The organism is Pseudomonas sp. FG86 (genome assembly GCF_057808775.1).
Genome location: NZ_JBMDIS010000032.1, coordinates 37,699 through 54,073, shown reverse-complemented (window position 1 = coordinate 54,073; position 16,375 = coordinate 37,699). Strand labels below are relative to the sequence as shown.

General features: G+C 63.1%; 16 protein-coding genes. 11 read left to right on the top strand and 5 right to left on the bottom strand.

From position 1 onward, the window contains the following. Positions 1 to 23: 23 nt before the first annotated feature. Positions 24 to 836, bottom strand: a complete 813-nt coding sequence (locus tag ACODSV_RS20210) for an AraC family transcriptional regulator (protein WP_069075695.1) — start codon at positions 834 to 836, stop codon at positions 24 to 26. 127 nt (positions 837 to 963) lie between these two features. Between ACODSV_RS20210 and ACODSV_RS20205 the strand changes: the two genes are divergently transcribed. From ACODSV_RS20205 to ACODSV_RS20195, 3 genes are read left to right on the top strand one after another with little or no spacing between them, the layout of a single operon-like run. After that, the gene (locus tag ACODSV_RS20205; RefSeq protein WP_041160899.1) at positions 964 to 1,152 is read left to right on the top strand and encodes a DUF1656 domain-containing protein; all 189 of its coding nucleotides are present in this window, start codon (positions 964 to 966) and stop codon (positions 1,150 to 1,152) included. Between the two features lie 10 nt (positions 1,153 to 1,162). Then, positions 1,163 to 2,071 (top strand): efflux RND transporter periplasmic adaptor subunit, encoded by a 909-nt coding sequence (locus ACODSV_RS20200; RefSeq protein WP_150054296.1) that lies wholly within the window; start codon positions 1,163 to 1,165, stop codon positions 2,069 to 2,071. After that, a complete protein-coding gene (locus ACODSV_RS20195) occupies positions 2,071 to 4,008 on the top strand; it encodes an FUSC family protein (RefSeq protein WP_150054295.1) in 1,938 nt (645 codons plus the stop codon). Before ACODSV_RS20200 ends, ACODSV_RS20195 begins: the two co-directional genes overlap by 1 nt. Before the next feature lie 55 nt (positions 4,009 to 4,063). Here ACODSV_RS20195 and ACODSV_RS20190 read toward each other — a convergent pair whose 3' ends face one another. Further along, the gene (locus ACODSV_RS20190) at positions 4,064 to 4,978 is read right to left on the bottom strand and encodes a LysR family transcriptional regulator (RefSeq protein ID WP_150054294.1); all 915 of its coding nucleotides are present in this window, start codon (positions 4,976 to 4,978) and stop codon (positions 4,064 to 4,066) included. 110 nt (positions 4,979 to 5,088) lie between these two features. Between ACODSV_RS20190 and ACODSV_RS20185 the strand changes: the two genes are divergently transcribed. Together ACODSV_RS20185 and ACODSV_RS20180 are read left to right on the top strand one after the other, a co-directional pair. Further along, a complete protein-coding gene (locus ACODSV_RS20185; RefSeq protein WP_069075699.1) occupies positions 5,089 to 5,901 on the top strand; it encodes a phytanoyl-CoA dioxygenase family protein in 813 nt (270 codons plus the stop codon). A gap of 87 nt (positions 5,902 to 5,988) precedes the next feature. Further along, complete coding sequence (locus ACODSV_RS20180) at positions 5,989 to 6,960, top strand: ABC transporter substrate-binding protein (RefSeq protein WP_370531099.1); 972 nt, start codon at positions 5,989 to 5,991, stop codon at positions 6,958 to 6,960. A gap of 75 nt (positions 6,961 to 7,035) precedes the next feature. Here ACODSV_RS20180 and ACODSV_RS20175 read toward each other — a convergent pair whose 3' ends face one another. From ACODSV_RS20175 to ACODSV_RS20165, 3 genes are all read right to left on the bottom strand, one after another. Then, complete coding sequence (locus tag ACODSV_RS20175) at positions 7,036 to 8,367, bottom strand: OprD family porin (protein ID WP_069075700.1); 1,332 nt, start codon at positions 8,365 to 8,367, stop codon at positions 7,036 to 7,038. A 63-nt stretch (positions 8,368 to 8,430) separates the two neighbouring features. Further along, positions 8,431 to 9,975, bottom strand: coding sequence for an MFS transporter (locus tag ACODSV_RS20170; RefSeq protein WP_069075701.1), 1,545 nt, complete (start codon positions 9,973 to 9,975; stop codon positions 8,431 to 8,433). A 10-nt stretch (positions 9,976 to 9,985) separates the two neighbouring features. After that, on the bottom strand, positions 9,986 to 11,194 hold the full coding sequence (locus ACODSV_RS20165) for an aspartate transaminase (protein ID WP_150095273.1): 1,209 nt from the start codon (positions 11,192 to 11,194) through the stop codon (positions 9,986 to 9,988). A gap of 310 nt (positions 11,195 to 11,504) precedes the next feature. On the opposite strand from ACODSV_RS20165, the gene nac reads away from it, so the two are divergent. The 6 genes from nac (at position 11,505) to ACODSV_RS20135 (ending at position 16,370) form a co-directional block, all read left to right on the top strand. Next, positions 11,505 to 12,410, top strand: a complete 906-nt coding sequence (nac, locus tag ACODSV_RS20160) for a nitrogen assimilation transcriptional regulator NAC (RefSeq protein ID WP_069075703.1) — start codon at positions 11,505 to 11,507, stop codon at positions 12,408 to 12,410. Between the two features lie 114 nt (positions 12,411 to 12,524). After that, on the top strand, positions 12,525 to 12,950 hold the full coding sequence (locus tag ACODSV_RS20155) for an acetyl-CoA carboxylase biotin carboxyl carrier protein (protein WP_069075704.1): 426 nt from the start codon (positions 12,525 to 12,527) through the stop codon (positions 12,948 to 12,950). Between the two features lie 30 nt (positions 12,951 to 12,980). Then, positions 12,981 to 14,333 (top strand): acetyl-CoA carboxylase biotin carboxylase subunit, encoded by a 1,353-nt coding sequence (accC, locus tag ACODSV_RS20150; RefSeq protein ID WP_454843860.1) that lies wholly within the window; start codon positions 12,981 to 12,983, stop codon positions 14,331 to 14,333. After that, on the top strand, positions 14,330 to 14,992 hold the full coding sequence (pxpB, locus tag ACODSV_RS20145) for a 5-oxoprolinase subunit PxpB (protein WP_069075706.1): 663 nt from the start codon (positions 14,330 to 14,332) through the stop codon (positions 14,990 to 14,992). The genes accC and pxpB overlap by 4 nt, the downstream gene beginning before the upstream one ends. Then, positions 14,989 to 15,960 (top strand): 5-oxoprolinase subunit C family protein, encoded by a 972-nt coding sequence (locus ACODSV_RS20140; RefSeq protein ID WP_150054774.1) that lies wholly within the window; start codon positions 14,989 to 14,991, stop codon positions 15,958 to 15,960. The genes pxpB and ACODSV_RS20140 overlap by 4 nt, the downstream gene beginning before the upstream one ends. 11 nt (positions 15,961 to 15,971) lie before the next feature. Next, complete coding sequence (locus ACODSV_RS20135; protein WP_069075708.1) at positions 15,972 to 16,370, top strand: biotin/lipoyl-containing protein; 399 nt, start codon at positions 15,972 to 15,974, stop codon at positions 16,368 to 16,370. Positions 16,371 to 16,375: the final 5 nt, after the last annotated feature.

Below are 16,375 nucleotides of genomic sequence, written 5' to 3'. Positions count from 1 at the left end.
TGCGGGTGGGCTGGAGGCGTGCGTCAGGGCTGCGCGCGCGAGGCCGGCATGGCCGTGGCGCGGATATAACGTGCCGGCGACGTGCCCAGGGTCTTGCGGAACATGCTGATGAATGAGCTGACCGACTCATAGCCAAGCGCTTCAGCGGTGCGCTGTACCGACTCGCCTTCGGCCAGGCTTTGCAGCGCTACGATAATTTGCCATTGCTTGCGCCACTGACCGAAGGTCAGCCCGGTTTCACGTTTGACCAGGCGGGCCAGGGAGCGCTCGCTCATGGCCACTTGGCGCGCCCACTGGGCCATGGTGCAGCGGTTGGACGGGTCCTGGGCCAACCCGCGCGCGATCACGCGCAACTGCGCCGTCGCGGGCAGCGGCAGGTACAACTGTTCCGTCGGGGCAAGTTCCAGCTGTTCGAGCAGCACACTGGCCAAGCGCGCGTTGGCACATGCTGGCGGGTAGTCCTGCGCCTGGGCGCTGAGGTGCAGGATCAGTTCCAGGATCAGCGGTGACAGCACCAACGTACAGCACTGTTGCGGTAGCGCCGCCGCGCCGGGCTCCACAAAAACAAAGCCGACTTTACCGTTGGCCGTGACCCGGTTGCTGTGGGCCACGCCACCTGGAATCCACACGCCGAACCCGGACGGCACCATCCACACCCCATCCTCCACCGTGCACACGATGCCGCCGTGATAAGCCACTACCAGCTGGCCTTTGCGGTGGGTGTGTACGGGAAACTCGGTGTCGTTGCGCTGGGCGCCCAGCATCAATGCCACGGCAGGTTGGTCGAGGCGATCGAGTTCGAACTGTTCAATCGTGGCGTGATTTGTCTCGTGCATGCCCCATCACCGCAATATGGCTGAATTTGATTATATTCTGGCAGCATACTCAATATCGGCAAAGGTGCGTATTACCTAACATCGTCAGCAAGGCCATCGCGTTGATGGTCGACGGCGAGACCCACCGATGCTCAGCGAAATCACGATTGCCAACCTCTATATCCCGCCTTTGCTGGTTTACCTGGGGGTTTCAGCCTTGGTCTACGGGCTGCTGGAACGCACCATCCGCCGCTGGCTGGAGTGGGCCTGGCACCCGAGCCTGGCGCGTTTTTTTGTCTCGCTCATCATCCTTTCGACGTTAGTCCTGATGGTCTAAGCGAGGCGCCATGTCTATCAATAACCTCTTCAAGACGCTCGCCACGCTGGTACTGGGGCTGGTTGCGCTGCTGTTCTGTACGCAGTTGTGGCGAGCCTACGTATTGGCGCCCTGGACGCGCGACGGACGTGTCAGTGCGCATGTCATCCGGATGGCCCCGGAGGTGTCCGGCCAGGTCGAACACGTCCTCGTGGGGGATAACCAGTGGGTCGCCAAGGGCGCGTTGCTGTATCGGATCGATCAGCGCGCCTATCTGCTGGCCCAGCAACAGCGCGCCGCAGAGCTGGCAGAGGCACGTAGCGTGTTCGCGCAACGTACGGCACAGCTCCAGCGTCGCAGCCAACTCGGCGATGCGATTGCACGGGAAGAAACCGATAACGCGGCGCGGGACCTGGCAGTGGCCAAGGCCCGCCTAGGGGCGGCCCAGAGCCAGTTGGCCCAAGCCCAGCTGGACCTCGAGCGTACGACCATTCGTTCGCCGGTCGATGGTTACGTGACTCAACTGCGCCTGCAGCCAGGTGACTACGCCGTCGCCGGCACGACCAATGTGTTTGTGGTCGATGCGCACAGCTTCTGGGTCACTGCTTACTTTGAAGAAACCAAGCTCCCCGGTGTGCGACTGGGGGCCGCCACGTCGATCAAACTCATGGGGTTTGCGCCTTTGCTTGAAGGCCATGTCGCCAGTATCGGGCGGGGCATCGCCGATGGTAACGAGCTGCGCAGCGAGGGCGGTTTACCCCAGGTGGCCCCGACGTTCAGTTGGATACGACTCGCCCAGCGGGTGCCCGTACGGATTGAATTGGACAGCGTGCCCCCAGGCGTGGAGTTGGCGGCGGGGATGACGGCCAGTGTCGAAGTGAGTGAGGCCGGCGCCGAGCGACATTGGCGGCTGTCACGCTGGCTTCAGGCATTTATGTGATGAAGGGCCGCGTGTTGAGTGGGCTGCCGCTGCCATGTACGCCGCAGACGCTGGGCTACGTGTCGCGCAGTGTCGCGGCGGCCACCCTGGCCCTGTGGCTGGGCTTGCAACTGCACCTGGATGCGCCGTTCTCGGCGGCGTCGACGGTGTTGCTGCTGATTCACCCGATCCAGGGCGCCGTGGTCGGCAAGGGTTTCCATCGTGTGCTGGGCACGCTGGTGGGGATCGTCGCGGCCTTCGTGCTGACCGCCCTGTTCGCCCAGAAAATGCTGCTGTTTATCCTTGGGGTCGGTGTGTGGCTCGGTCTCTGCGTCGGTGCCATGACGGTGCTGCGGCACTATCACGCTACCGCGGCCGTGGTCGCCGGTTACACCGTATGCCTTGCCCTGGGCCCGGCGATTGTCGCCCCCGAGCAAAGCTTCGAGCATATCGTGACACGCGGGACGGCGGTGGTACTCGGGGTCTTCAGCCTGAGCTTGGTGGCGACGCTGTTCAGCCGCAAGACCGTCGAGCAGAAGCTCAATCGGCTGCTCATCAGCGTGACGTCCCGCACGATGCGCTGGCTGGCGATTCGGTTGAGTGGCGAGCAGGACGCGCACCCGAGCCTTGCCGCTCGGCCACTCTCGCTTGAGATCAGCCAGGTAGATGATCTGCTCGGCATCGGCCGGGGCGAGTCCGCGCTGATCCGCTCCCGGCTGCCGACGCTGCAGGCGGGGCTTGCGTACCTGCAGGGCGTGGTCCTGGCCGAGAGTACGTCCCAGCGGTCTGCATTACCCGCCATTGCCCGCATTGGCCGGGAGCTGCAACCGCTGGGCGAAGGGCTGGCCGACGCCACGCAGGATTTTTCCACGGCAGCTGAGCGCGTCAGGGCCATGCAACATTGGCTGGCGGGTGATCTTGAGCGGCACGCGAGCGATGCAGAGTACCTGCATGAATCCTTGGCAGACCTGTGCAGCGCCTTGTTGAGCTTTGCCAGCCTGCAACGCAATACCCAAGTGCCTGCCCGTGCAGTGGGCTTTCACCGACACTATGGGGACGCGCTGCGCAACGGCCTGCGAGCGTTGCTGGCGATTTTGGCGACGGCGGCCATCTGGTACCTCACCGGCTGGGACCAAGGGCCAACGCTGTTGGCGGTCGTGGGGCCATGTTGCACATTGCTGGCTACCAGCGCCGCACCCACCCAGGGCATGCGCGGTTTTATCAAGGGCACGCTCTACGGCATCCTGGCGGCTGCGGCCTGCAAGTTTCTACTGCTGCCTCACATCAGTGGGTTTGCGCTGCTCAGCGTAGTGCTCGCCGCGTTCTGGATATTCGGCATGCATGCCACGACCCGACCGCGCCATGCGCTGCAAGGCATTGCCTACCTGATCGCGTTCAATACCCTGGTCAGCACCGGGGAGACGGCGCACTACGACTTTGTCGAGTTCGCCAATCAAGCACTGGCCTGGATGGTGGCGCTTGCCGTTTGCCTGCTGGCTTTCCAACTGTTTCCGAAGAAATCCGCCAGCCCCATACGGGCACTCAGGCAGGCGCTGGAGAGGGACACACGACGCTTGCTGCGTCAGGGCAGCCGATTGGATAGGCTCGGATGGCAGGCGAAGCAACAACATCGAGTGGTGTCCTTGCAGGCCTTGTTGGGCGCAGATCAGCCACAGGCTGACCCAGCCGGCTATGTGTCGTTGCAATTGAGCCGGAGCCTGGGGCGGCTGCAACGCAAGACCGGCCAATTGGCGCCGGGGTCGGCGATTGCCGAATGCGCGCAAAGGGGCGCTCGGCGACTGTCCAGGTATGCCTTGAACACCGCAGTGAGCGCGGCCCAGGCCCGGCGAGCGGCGAAATCGATGCGCAGGCTGGGTGCCCCGCATCTCGCTGCGTGCTACGAGGAACTGGCTGGGTTGTTGGAACAGTACGGGCGCTTGAAACGAGGGAGGCCCTGATCAATGTCGACCGCCGCGTCATAACGCGCTGATGACATGCCCTACCTGCTGACAGTCAACTTGCGGCAAACGATAGCCGTTCTTTGAACCAGGTGACGGCCTGGTGCTTGAACGCCTCGGCCGGTGGCGTCAACGGGTAGCGCTGGTCGTAGGCTAATACGATGCGTTGGGCAGGCAGTTCTTCACGGACGGGGCGGCAGACCAGCGGTTGGCCGTCGTAGCTGTGGTCACCGAAGGGGCGGGTATAGGTCAGCGCCACGCCGAAACCATTTGCAACCAGGCTGCGCTGGAACTCGAAGCTGTGGGTACGCTGGACGCTGGCGGGGGTGAGCCCATAGAAGTTGAACAGGTCCAGCACGTGCTGCCAGCTGTGGATCTGATCGGTCACCACCAGGTTGCATTCGCTGAGCGCCTTGAGGCTCACATCGGCCTCGTTTGCCAGCGGGTGATCAGCGGCCAACAGGGCGTGGGCCTTCAATTGGCGCAGCTCGATGCAACCCATGTGTGCCGGCAGGCCCAAGTCGTAGGTCAATGCCAATTCCAGGCTGCCTTCGGCGAGGCGCTTGCCGAGGTACTCGAACCCGCCTTCGCGCATATCCACCGTGACCTGAGGATGTTCCAGTTGCAGGCGCCTGAGTATCTGCGGCAAGCAATAGGGCGCCAGGTCCTCATAGCACCCCAGCACCAACTCTCCGGAAAAGTCGCTGTCATCCGTCCCGATGGCGGAAAACGCCCTGGCCTCGGCCAGCACTCGCTTGGCCTGGGCCATGACCGTGCGCCCGAAAGGGGTCAGAGCGACGCCGAGCCCGCGTTGGCGAACGAACAGGGGCTGGTCGAACAACTGCTCCAGTTCGGTAATCGCCGTAGAAACCGAGGGCTGGGACACGTGCAACTCCTCGGCCGCCAGCGTGAGGTTGCCGTGTTTGGCCGCGGCGAGTGCATAACGTAATTGGCGCAGGCTGAACTTCATAAGATTTTCTTGGGTGATAAATCAATACATATTATTTTATCTTGGTTGGATGTCATGGAATATTTGCCCTGCGCCCCACCTTTATTTCTTGCTTGAGGGAGTTTCAGGTCATGACACACGGTTCATTCACCATCACTGAACAAGACATCGAGGCCTTTCAGCGCGATGGAGCGGTTTGCCTGCGGGGCATCTTCAGTGAGTGGGTCGAGACCATTGCCGCCGGCATCGAGCGCAACCTTGCCGAGCCGGGTACCTACGCCAGCCGCTACATCGACAAGGATGACAAACCGGGCGGTTTCTTCGATGACTATTGCAACTGGCAACGCATTCCCGAGTTTCGCGCGATGGTCGAAGAGTCGCCTGCGGCCTCTGTTGCTGCGGCTGTCATGCGCTCGCAGTCGGCACAGTTCTTCCATGACCATGTTCTCGTCAAGGAGCCGGGCGCGCAGAAGGCCACCCCCTGGCACCAGGATATTCCCTACTACTTTGTCGAAGGCAACCAGCACGTCAGCTTCTGGATACCCGTCGACCCGGTACGCGAGTCGACGCTGCGCCTGCTTGCTGGTTCACACCGTTGGGAGAAAGGCATAAAGCCGGTGCATTGGGCCGATCAAAGCGATTTCTACCGCGACGCCGATGGCTACCGCGACGCCCCCGATCCGGACTCGGAGCAAGGCATGCAAGTGCTCGAGTGGCAGATGCAGCCGGGTGACGCGGTACTGTTCGATTTCCGCACGGTCCATGGCGCCCGGGGCAATGCGTCGGCGCAGCGGCGACGCGTCTTGTCGCTGCGTTGGCTTGGCGACGATATACGTTACATCGAGCGTCCAGGGAGGACCTCTCCACCGTATCCAGGGCATGCGATGCAGACCGGTCAGAGACTGCGCGAAGATTGGTTCCCGACGATACATCAAGGCGCTTGAGCTTCATCTTGTTAACCACTGTTTGCCACAGTTGTGGCAACGACTTGCACTGCCATAACCCTGTTGACTGTGTTGGAGCGTGCGATTGTGAACATCCAAAAAAATAGCCTGGCCGCCACCCTGATTTCCCTTGGCCTGTTGGCCGCCAGTGGCGCGAGCCAGGCGGCCGGTTGGTGCGAGTCCGGCAAACCGGTGAAGTTCGCCGGGCTCAATTGGGAAAGCGGTATGTTGCTCACCGAGGTATTGGAGATTGTGCTCAAGGACGGCTATGGCTGTCAGATCGATACGTTGCCGGGTAACTCCATCACCATGGAGAGCGCCCTGGGCAGCAACGATATCCAGGTGCTGGCGGAAGAGTGGGTGGGACGCAGTGAAGTCTGGAACAAGGCCGAGCAGAGTCGGAAGGTCGTGGGCGTGGGCGCACCGATCATCGGTGCGACGGAAGGCTGGTACGTGCCGCGTTATGTGGTCGAGGGCGATGCCAGGCGTAATCTCAAGGCCAAGGCACCCGACTTGAAAAAGATCACGGATCTGCCCCAGTACGCCGCGCTGTTCAAGGACCCGGAAGAACCGAGCAAAGGGCGTTTTTACAATTGCCCGGCTGGTTGGACCTGCGAGCTGGAAAACAGCGAGATGCTCAAAAGCTACGGCCTGGAGGCCAACTACACCAACTTCCGCCCGGGGACCGGTCCTGCCCTGGATGCGGCCGTCCTGTCGAGCTACAAGCGCGGCGAGCCGATACTGTTCTACTACTGGTCACCGACCCCGTTAATGGGCCAGGTCGACCTGGTCAAGCTGGAAGAGAAACCGGGCGTCGACAAGAAGATCAGCATCAAGGTGGGGCTCTCCAGCGTGTTCCATGAGCAGGCACCCGAGTTGGTCGGTGTGCTGGAGAAGGTCAATCTGCCGATTGATCTGTTGAACCAGAACCTGGCCCGTATGAGCAAGGAACACATTGACTCGCCCAAACTGGCCCGGATGTTCTTTAAGGAACATCCAGAAATCTGGCACACCTGGGTCAGTGAGGCAGCGGCGAAAAAGATCGACGCCACGCTCTAGGACCGCCTGAATCAGGGCGGTGGTTGTATCAGGGGGCAATGATGCGCGTTGCCCCCTTTTTTTCGCCGGCAGCGTCTACAGAATATTCAACGGGTAACTCACAATCACCCGATGCTCATCGCTGTCACGCTGGGTGGAAACTTCGGTACGCAACGACGCATGGCGCAGGGCGATGCTCAAATCCTTGAACGGCCCCTGCTGCACCACATAGCTCACGGTCAAATTGCGCTCCCACTCGGTTTTATCGCCTGTCGGGGTGCGGATATTCGAGCCGCTTTCGTACATGCCCAGGAAACTCAGGCCAGGCACGCCCAGGTTTGCAAAGTCATAACCGTAACGCACTTGCCAGGTGGTTTCGCCGGCGCGCTGGAACTTGCCGATCATCGATTCGGTCATGAAGTAGGCCGTGGAGCCGTCGCCCTGGTTCAACCATACGGCGTCACTGTCGCCGCTGACTTGTTGCAGGCCGGCGGCGATCGTATGGCCGTTGACCAGGTAGGTGAATTGCGCGCTGCTCAGGCGGCTGTCGACTTTGCCCTTGGTGACGCCGTTACCGTAATAGCCGAAGGTGTAGAACGCCGGGTCATTGCCATTGGCGCCGTCAGAGCGGTTGTCGAAGTGGCGCAGGTCGGTGCGCAGGATGCCGGGGCCGACTTTCCAGTCGTATTTGAGGCCGAGGAAGTTCTGTTTGTAGAAGTCCTGCAGGTTGCCGTAGTAGTACTGCAATGTCAGGTCTTTGCTGGCTTTGTAGTCGACGCCGCCATAGTAGAACTTGTTCACGAACTCGCCAGTCTGCGCGTTGTTCGCGCCGGGGATCGACATGCCCATCTGGTTGCTCGAGCCGCGGCCCTTGACGTGTTCCAACTGGCCGAGGGTGAAGGTGAAGTTGTCGAGGTCCTTGGACTGGATCTGCCCACCGTTGAACGTCTGCTGCAACATGCGATCGGTCGACATCACCACCGGCAACATCGGCACCAGCGTGCCGTATTTCAACTCGGTGTTCGAGAATTTCGCCTTGGCCGTGAGGCCCAGGCTGCCGAACTCATCCACGGCGCGACCATCACTGTCGGTGGGGAAGATGTTGCCGTTGAACGCCGTGTGCTGAGGGTTGTAGTGCCGGCCCTTGCCCGAGTCCAATCGGACACCGAACATGCCAATCGCATCCACCCCAAAGCCGACCGTGCCCTGGGTATAGCCGGACTGAAAGTTGGCGATGAAGCCCTGGCCCCATTCCTGGGTGTAGTTGGGGTCGGCGGCGCCGCTACGGTTGTCGGCGTTACTGAAAAAGTTGCGCGCCAGCACATTGAGCTTGCTGTCTTCCACCAGACCTGCGGCGTAACCCTGTTGAGCGATGAGCAGGCCGCAAATGCCGGCCATTACTTTAGGTGCGCGATTGAAAAGCTCCATCGGAATCATCCCCATGAGTTGTGAAGTGTTGTAAGAGGCAGTCAAAAGCGGCAGTTAAGGTTTTTATTGTTTTTCAGGAGCAACGGTGGCCGGTAAGGCGTTCAGCTTTACCGGCGGCAAGCGGTACAGGATGAGCAGCGCGAATACGCCGAGTGCGGCGCACAGCAGCAGGCCGACGCCCACCGATTGGGCCAGGGCGTCACGGGCCAGGTTCAGCCATTGCGGGTGTTCGAGCAGCGCGGCGGCGGGGTGCAACAGCACTTGCGGGTCGGCGTATAACGCCAGGCCGTCCGCGTGGCCCTGGGCGACAAACACCCGTTGCAGGTTGGCGCTGTACAGCAGGTTGACCAGCGCGCCCATTGAAGCGGTGCCGAGCAGGCCGCCGACCAGGCGCAGGGATTGGGTCAACGCGGTGGCGATCCCGAGGAACTGCCGTTCAGCGAGTGTCTGGGTGAACACGGTCAGGTTGAGCAGGATAAACCCCAAGCCCAGGCCGGCGAGCAGGATCAAGCCGAGCAGGGTGTTGAACGAGGCAGCGCGCCCGGCGAGGGCTAGCCCGAGACATGCCAGCAGCAGCGCGACGAAACCACCCAGTGGCAACAGGTTGGGGTTGCGCAAGCGGGTTACGATGCGGCTGTTGACGATGGCGCCCAGGGTGATGCTCAACGCCAGCGGGGTAATCAGCAGCCCGGCGTCCTGGGGCGAGTAGCCATAACTGCCTTGCAGCAGCAGCGGCAGGTAGAACAACAACGAAAACATGATCGCCCCGGCCGCCATCGACAGCACGAACAGCAGGCGCATGCTCGGCAACCCGAGCAACGCCGCGGGCAGCAGCGCATGCCGGCAGCGGCGTTCCCAGCGCCACAGCGCCAGTGTCGCCAGCCCGCAACCCACGCCGAGGGCTGCACTGAGCATCAGGCTGGCATGCCCCAGCCATTCGACAAACAGTTGCAGGCTGCCCAGGGCCAGCGCGATCAGCAGGGCGCCGGGCCAGTCGAGGCTGATCTTCGTTTGTTGCAGCGGGCGGTAATACGGCAAGTAGCGCCAGGCGAAGAACAGCGCCAGGCAACCCAGCGGCAAGTTGATGTAGAACACCGAGCGCCAACCGTAGGCTCCGGTCAGATACCCGCCCAGTCCCGGCCCGATGGCGTTGACCACGCTGAACAGCGCACTGAGCAGCATCTGCCAGCGCAGGCGTTGGCGCGTATCGGGGAACAGCTCGGGGATGCAGGCGAAGGCGGTGCCGATCAACATGCCGCCGCCGACACCCTGCAACGCTCGGCCAAGTACCAGCCACAGCATGTCCGTGGCCAGCGCGCAGGCCAGGGAGGCCAGGGTGAAGATCAGCGTTGCCGCCAGCACAAAGGGCTTGCGCCCGTAGTAATCACCCAACCGGCCGAAAATCGGGATGGTGACGATCGAGGCCAGCAAGTAGCCTGTAGCCACCCACGCATACAACTCGAACCCGTTCAACTCGGCGACGATGCTCGGCAACGCATTACCGATCACGGTCTGGTCGAGGGCCGAGAGCATCAGCACCAGCGAGATGCCAAGCATCGCCAGCAAGGCTTGGCGGAAGCCCAGGGCAGGGTGGGTGGCCACGGTCATCATCGAGTCCTCAGCGCAACGCGGCAACGGCGGCGGCGATGCGCGAGCAGCCTTCATCGAGGGTGGTGATATCCGTGGCGATCGACATGCGAAAGAACGGCGCCAGGCCATACGCCGTGCCCGCCACCACCGCCACGCCTTGGCTTTCGAGCAGGTACATGACCACGTCGTAATCGCTGTCCAGGTGCTTGCCTTCAGGCGTTGAGCGGCCCAGCAACCCGGAGCAGTTCACATACAGGTAGAACGCCCCGTCGGGCTTACGGCAACTGAGGCCGTCGATCGCATTGAGCAGCCCCAGGCAGCGGTCGCGGCGTTGTTGGTAGACCTCCACACTGGTCTGGACGAAGGACTGGTCGCCATTGAGTGCTTCAACGGCGGCGGCCTGGCTGATGGAGCAGGCGTTGCTGGTCGATTGCGATTGCAGGGTCGCCATGGCGCCGATCAAGTCGGCCGGGCCGGCGGCGTAGCCGATGCGCCAGCCGGTCATGGCGTAGGTTTTGGACACACCGTTGACCACCACGCTGCGCTCGCCCAGGGCCGGTTCGATGGCGAGGATGTGCGGGTTTTCCAGGCCCTCGTAACGGATGTGTTCGTAGATGTCGTCGGTCATCAGCAACACATGGGGAAAGTCGAGCAGCACATCGGCCAGGGCGCGCAGTTCGGCGGCGCTGTAGCTGGCGCCGGTCGGGTTGCTCGGCGAATTGAGCAGTAACCAGCGGGTGCGTTCGGTGATCGCGGCGCGCAACTGATCCGGGGTCAGTTTGAAGGCGTGTTCCTCCAGGCAGGCGAGGATCACGGGTTCGCCTTCGCAGGCCAGCACCATGTCAGGGTACGACACCCAGTACGGCGCCGGGATCAGCACTTCATCACCCGCGCCCAGCGTCGCGGCGAAGGCATTGAAGATCGCGCTTTTGGCGCCGCTGGTGACCAGTACCTGGTTCGCGGTGTAAGCCAGGCCGTTTTCCCGTGCCAGCTTGTCGACGATCGCCTGGCGCAATTGGGGCGTGCCGGCGTTTTGCGTGTAGCGCGTTTCGCCACGCTCGATGGCCGCATTGGCGGCGTGCCGGATATGCGCCGGGGTATCGAAGTCCGGCTCGCCCACCACCAGGTTGATGATCGACTGGCCTTGCCGGCGAAGCTCGTTCGCACGGTCGGAAGCGGCGCTGCTGGGGGACGGCTTGATACGGTGCACACGGGCGGCGATGCGGGAGGCGGTCACGTGTCGTTCCTCGGTAATGACATTGACGAGGCCCTACAGTACGAGTCGCTCGCGCAGCCGCCATAAGACGATATCGTTCTGGTCGGATAGGAATCGCTTATGGCTGGAACTGAACACGCCCCGCACCCTGTTGGTGCGTCCAGGCCCGCATGCGTGGAACCGGTGTCGGTCACGCTCGGCATGATCGAGCCATAGCAAAGGCTTATGGGTAGGCCCCTGCGCACCTGGCGCATCGGCAGGCGTAAGGCTGGCCTGGCTCTTGCTAACCCCAGGGGGTCGTCTCCCTTTTTCGAGCAAGAGCACCGCCACCGTGAACCTGCGCCGTCTGAAGTACTTCGTGAAACTCGTCGATATCGGCAGCATGACCCAGGCCGCCGATGTGCTGCATGTGGCACAACCGGCCCTGAGCCAGCAACTGGCGACCCTGGAGGCCGAATTGCAGCAACAGTTGTTGATCCGCACCAAGCGCGGTGTCACGCCGACGGAGGCGGGCAAGGTGTTGTACGGGCATGCGCAAATCATCTTGCGCCAGTGCGAGCAGGCCCAGAGCGACATCAATGCCACCGGGCACGCGTTGTCCGGCCAGGTATCCGTCGGCCTGGCACCGGGCACGGCGGCGTCAACGCTGTCGTTGCCGTTATTGCGCCGGGTGCGCGAGCGGCACCCGGGCATCCTGCTGTACCTCAATGAAAACTTCGGCACCACCTTGAGTGAATTGATCATGAACGGCCGCATGGACATGGCCGTGCTGTATGGCGGCCGTGAAGTGCACGGCCTGAGCTTTGTGTCGCTGCTGCACGAGCACCTCTACCTGGTGAGCGCCGACCCCGCCATCAGCGCGCTGGAGCAGATTGCGCTGGCTGACCTGGCCGACATGGACATGCTGCTGCCGCGTCCCTACAACGTCATGCGTCGCTTGGTGGACGAGGCGTTCCAGCGTATCGGCCTGAGCGCGCGGGTGGTGGCGGAGATCGAATCATCGATCACCCTGACCGCCGCCGTGGCCGAGCACTTCGGTTCCACCATCCTGCCCGAGTCATCGGCGCGGGTGATGGTGGCGGCGACCTCGGTGCATATGTGCCGCATTGTCGAGCCCGAGGTGGATGCGCCCCTGGCCTTGTGCCTGTCCGGTCACCTGCCGCTCTCCGTGCCGGCCCAGGCGGTCAAGGCGATCCTGCTGGAGCTGGTCGCGGAGATGCGCGGCAGCCTGCTCTGAGGGGTCATAAGCACGGCTTATCACCCCAAAGCCAAAGCGTCTTGGTCGTTGGCGAACCGGCTCGCTACATTGGCTTCATCCACTCAGACACGCAGGGCAGGCAGGGGGCCAAGCATGGATTCCGAACGCATCAAGGGGCTGATCGATTTGCTCGCCGAATCCGATCTGCTCGAACTGAGTTTTACCGAAGGCGATAGCACGATTCGCCTTTTCAAGCAGGCCGGGCAAGCCGTGGTGCGCGAGTTACCTGGCGAGTCTGCCGAGCCTGCGCCGAGGGTGGTCGTGGCACCCGCCCAGGCCGTCACCGGGGTGGAAGTCAAGGCCAGCCTGTATGGCGTGCTGCACTTGACGCCCGCAGCCGGTGAAGCACCGTTCGTGGCGGTGGGCGATGCGGTCGAAGCCGGGCAAACCCTGGCGGTCCTCGAAGCGATGAAAATGTTCCACCCAGTCAAGGCCAAGGCCGCAGGCCACGTCATCGCGATCCTTGCCCAGAGTGGCACCGAAGTCGAAGCCGGCCAGGCGCTGTTTCGTCTCGGTTGATCCCCAGCCGCTTTTTTTAAGGTGAATTCAATGTTCGACAAAGTGCTGATCGCCAACCGTGGCGAAATCGCCCTGCGCATTCAGCGTGCCTGCCACGGCCTGGGGCTCAAGACCGTGGTCGTGCACTCCGAGGCGGACCGGCATGCGCAGTATGTGCAACAGGCCGACCAGGCGTTGTGCATCGGGCCGGCCTCGCCCACTCACAGTTACCTGAACCAGTCGGCGCTCTTGTTTGCGGCCAAGGTCAGCGGTGCCCAGGCGATCCATCCGGGTTATGGCTTTTTGTCGGAGAACGCGGGGTTTGCCGAGCGCATCGAAGCGGCTGGCCTGACCTTTATCGGGCCGAGCGCCGCGTGCATCCGCACCATGGGCGACAAAGTCGCGGCCAAGCGGGCCATGCGTGAGGCCGGGGTGCCGTGCGTACCGGGGCCGGATAGCGTGATGCCGAGCGACGACGCCAGCATCCAGGCAATTGCCCACGACATCGGCTACCCGGTGATCGTCAAGGCCGCCGGCGGTGGCGGTGGCCGTGGCATGCGCGTGGTGAACGAAGCCGGCGCGCTGCTCGACGCCATCGCCCTGACCCGTGAAGAAGCGCGCTTGGCCTTTGGCAATCCGGAACTCTACATCGAGAAATTCCTCGGCCATCCACGCCATGTGGAAATCCAGGTGCTGTGCGATGCCCACGGCCATGCGATCTGGCTCGGTTGCCGCGATTGCTCCCTGCAACGCCGCCACCAGAAGGTGTTGGAGGAAGCGCCGGCGCCGGGGATCGATCCGGCGCTGATCGCCCAGGTCGGCGAACGTTGCGCCGCTGCTTGCCGGCAGATGGGCTATCGCGGCGTCGGCACCTTCGAGTTTCTGTATGAGGACGGTGAGTTCTTCTTCATCGAGATGAACACCCGGCTGCAAGTCGAACACCCGGTCACGGAGATGACGACCGGCATCGATATTGTCCAGCAGCAAGTGCGCATGGCGCGCGGCGAAGTGCTGGAGCTGCGCCAGCAAGACGTGCAGCTCAACGGCCATTCACTGGAGTGCCGGATCAACGCCGAAGACCCGATCACCTTTATGCCGACACCGGGGTTGATCCAGCGTTGGGACGTTCCAGGTGGTTTTGGCGTACGGGTCGACTCCCATGTCACCACGGGCTACCGGGTACCGCCGTATTACGACTCGATGGTGGCCAAGGTCATCACCCATGGCGCGACGCGCGATGAAGCCATAGCGCGCATGCGCCTGGCCTTGAGCGAACTGTGCGTGGAAGGCATCAGCACCAATATCCCGTTGCACCGCGAGATTCTTGACGACCCGGCCTTTTGTGCCGGGGGCGTGGACATTCATCACCTGGAGCGCTGGTTGCAGCAACGGAGCCCGACATGAGTACTGCTTCTGAACCCCGTATCAGCCTGCTCGGCTCCACGGCGCTGTTGTTCGAAGCGCCGGGCGAGCTCGACCTGGCACCGCAGCAACGCATCTGGAGCCTGGCCTTGCAGGCCGGTACATGGCCCGAGATCCAGGAGGCGGTGCCCGGCATGAACAACCTGATGCTTACGTTCCTCCAGCCGCCGCGCAACCTTGAGCGAGTGTGCGAACGTTTGCTGCACGCCTGGGACAACTGTCCGCCATTGCCCCTCGAAGGGCGCATCGTCGAGTTGCCGGTGGTGTACGGCGGCGAGTTCGGCCCGCACATGGCGGACGTGGTGGCGCACACCGGGCTGGACATCGAAACCATCGCCAACCTGCATTGCGAACCGCTGTACCCGGTGTACGCCTTGGGCAGCCACCCGGGTTATTGCTACCTGGGCGGCATGGATGCGCGCCTCGCTACACCACGGCGCCAGGTGCCGGTGATCAGCATCGCTGCTGGCTCCGTGTCGATTGGTGGGGTGCAGACCGGGGTATCCGCCTCGGCCGGCCCCAGCGGTTGGAACACCATCGGCCGCACCGAGATGGTCTTTTTCGACCCGACCCAAAACCCGCCGGCGATGCTGCGGCCGGGTGACATGTTGCGCTTGCGTATCGAGAGGATCATTCGATGATCGAGATTGTATCGACTACCGCCCTGGCCACCGTGCAGGACTTCGGGCGCTTCGGCAGCCTGGGTTACGGCGTGGGCACTTCCGGTGCCATGGACCCTTTGGCGCTGGCGCTGGGCAACCTGTTGCTGGGTAATCCCGAGGACGCCGCGGCCATCGAGATTCCGATGTTCGCGTTCGACGTGCGGTTTATCCAGGACTGTGCCTTCGCCGTGACCGGCGCCGCCTGCGAAGCCAGTCTCGACGGCCAGCCCTTGCCGCCGAACTGGGTGGCGCAGGCGCGGGAAGGCCAAGTGTTGAGCCTGGGTTACCCGAGTTCCGGCAGTCGCGCCTACCTGTGCCTGGCCGGAGGCGTCGACGTGCCCTCGGTGCTCGGCTCGCGCAGCACCCAATTGCGCGGCGAATTTGGTGGTTTGCACGGCCGGGCCTTGCAACAGGGCGACCGCCTGGCTGTGTTGCGCCCTGGGGTGAGCACGCAGCCAACGGATTTCGGTGTTGTTTCACCGAGCCAGGCGCTGCCCTTGCAGTGCGACGGCTTGCCGGCCATGCGCGTGCTGCCGGCGGCGGAGTATGCGGGCTTTACGGATGAGTCTCGCGCGGCGTTTTGGGCCGGCGAGTGGAAGGTCACCCCCCAGAGCAACCGCTACGGCTACCGCCTCGAGGGCGCACCGATCCTGCCCAAGGTGCCGATGGAAATCCGCTCCCACGGCATCGTCCCCGGCGTGATCCAGGTGCCCCATGGCGGCCAGCCGATTATCCAGATGCGTGATGCGCAACCCAGCGGCGGCTACCCCAAATTCGGCACGGTGATCGAGGCCGACCTGTGGCGACTCGGCCAGGCGCCCATCGGCAGCAACGTGCGGTTTATCGAGTGCAGCTACGCCGAGGCCATTGCGGCCCTGGCAGACAATCAGCGCTATCTCGTGGAGGTCCGCCGTCTGGTCGACCTGCACGGGCTGGCTTCGCGTTAAGGACATCGACCATGACCAATCAAGACATCCGCCAGTTGGCGGCGTGGCTCAAGGAGACCCATCTGGCGGGGGCGGAACTGCGCCGGCCGGGCATGCACCTGGTGCTCAAGCGCGGCGACGATGCCGCGGTCGCGGTTGTTGCCGCCCCGGAGCCGGTGAAGGCAGTGGATGAGCGGTTGCTCAAGACGCCGGGACTGGGCCGCCTGCTGCTGACCCATCCCGATCAACAAGACGTGCTGGTCGCCGTCGGCAGCCCCGTGGAACAAGGTCAACTGGTGGCCTTCCTGCAAGTGGGCGAGTTGCTGTTGCCGGTGCGTAGCCAACTGGCCGGGCGGCTGGCGGCAGTGTTGACCCCGTGTGGCAGCACCGTCGGTTATGGCGAGGCGTTCATGCGCCTGGCCACGGCATAAAGGAA

Coding starts and splice junctions, on each gene's coding strand:
- ACODSV_RS20210 (WP_069075695.1), bottom strand. CDS start 836: ATGCACGAGACAAATCACGCCACGATTGAACAGTTCGAACTCGATCGC.
- ACODSV_RS20205 (WP_041160899.1), top strand. CDS start 964: ATGCTCAGCGAAATCACGATTGCCAACCTCTATATCCCGCCTTTGCTG.
- ACODSV_RS20200 (WP_150054296.1), top strand. CDS start 1,163: ATGTCTATCAATAACCTCTTCAAGACGCTCGCCACGCTGGTACTGGGG.
- ACODSV_RS20195 (WP_150054295.1), top strand. CDS start 2,071: ATGAAGGGCCGCGTGTTGAGTGGGCTGCCGCTGCCATGTACGCCGCAG.
- ACODSV_RS20190 (WP_150054294.1), bottom strand. CDS start 4,978: ATGAAGTTCAGCCTGCGCCAATTACGTTATGCACTCGCCGCGGCCAAA.
- ACODSV_RS20185 (WP_069075699.1), top strand. CDS start 5,089: ATGACACACGGTTCATTCACCATCACTGAACAAGACATCGAGGCCTTT.
- ACODSV_RS20175 (WP_069075700.1), bottom strand. CDS start 8,367: ATGGAGCTTTTCAATCGCGCACCTAAAGTAATGGCCGGCATTTGCGGC.
- ACODSV_RS20170 (WP_069075701.1), bottom strand. CDS start 9,975: ATGACCGTGGCCACCCACCCTGCCCTGGGCTTCCGCCAAGCCTTGCTG.
- ACODSV_RS20155 (WP_069075704.1), top strand. CDS start 12,525: ATGGATTCCGAACGCATCAAGGGGCTGATCGATTTGCTCGCCGAATCC.
- accC (WP_454843860.1), top strand. CDS start 12,981: ATGTTCGACAAAGTGCTGATCGCCAACCGTGGCGAAATCGCCCTGCGC.
- pxpB (WP_069075706.1), top strand. CDS start 14,330: ATGAGTACTGCTTCTGAACCCCGTATCAGCCTGCTCGGCTCCACGGCG.
- ACODSV_RS20140 (WP_150054774.1), top strand. CDS start 14,989: ATGATCGAGATTGTATCGACTACCGCCCTGGCCACCGTGCAGGACTTC.
- ACODSV_RS20135 (WP_069075708.1), top strand. CDS start 15,972: ATGACCAATCAAGACATCCGCCAGTTGGCGGCGTGGCTCAAGGAGACC.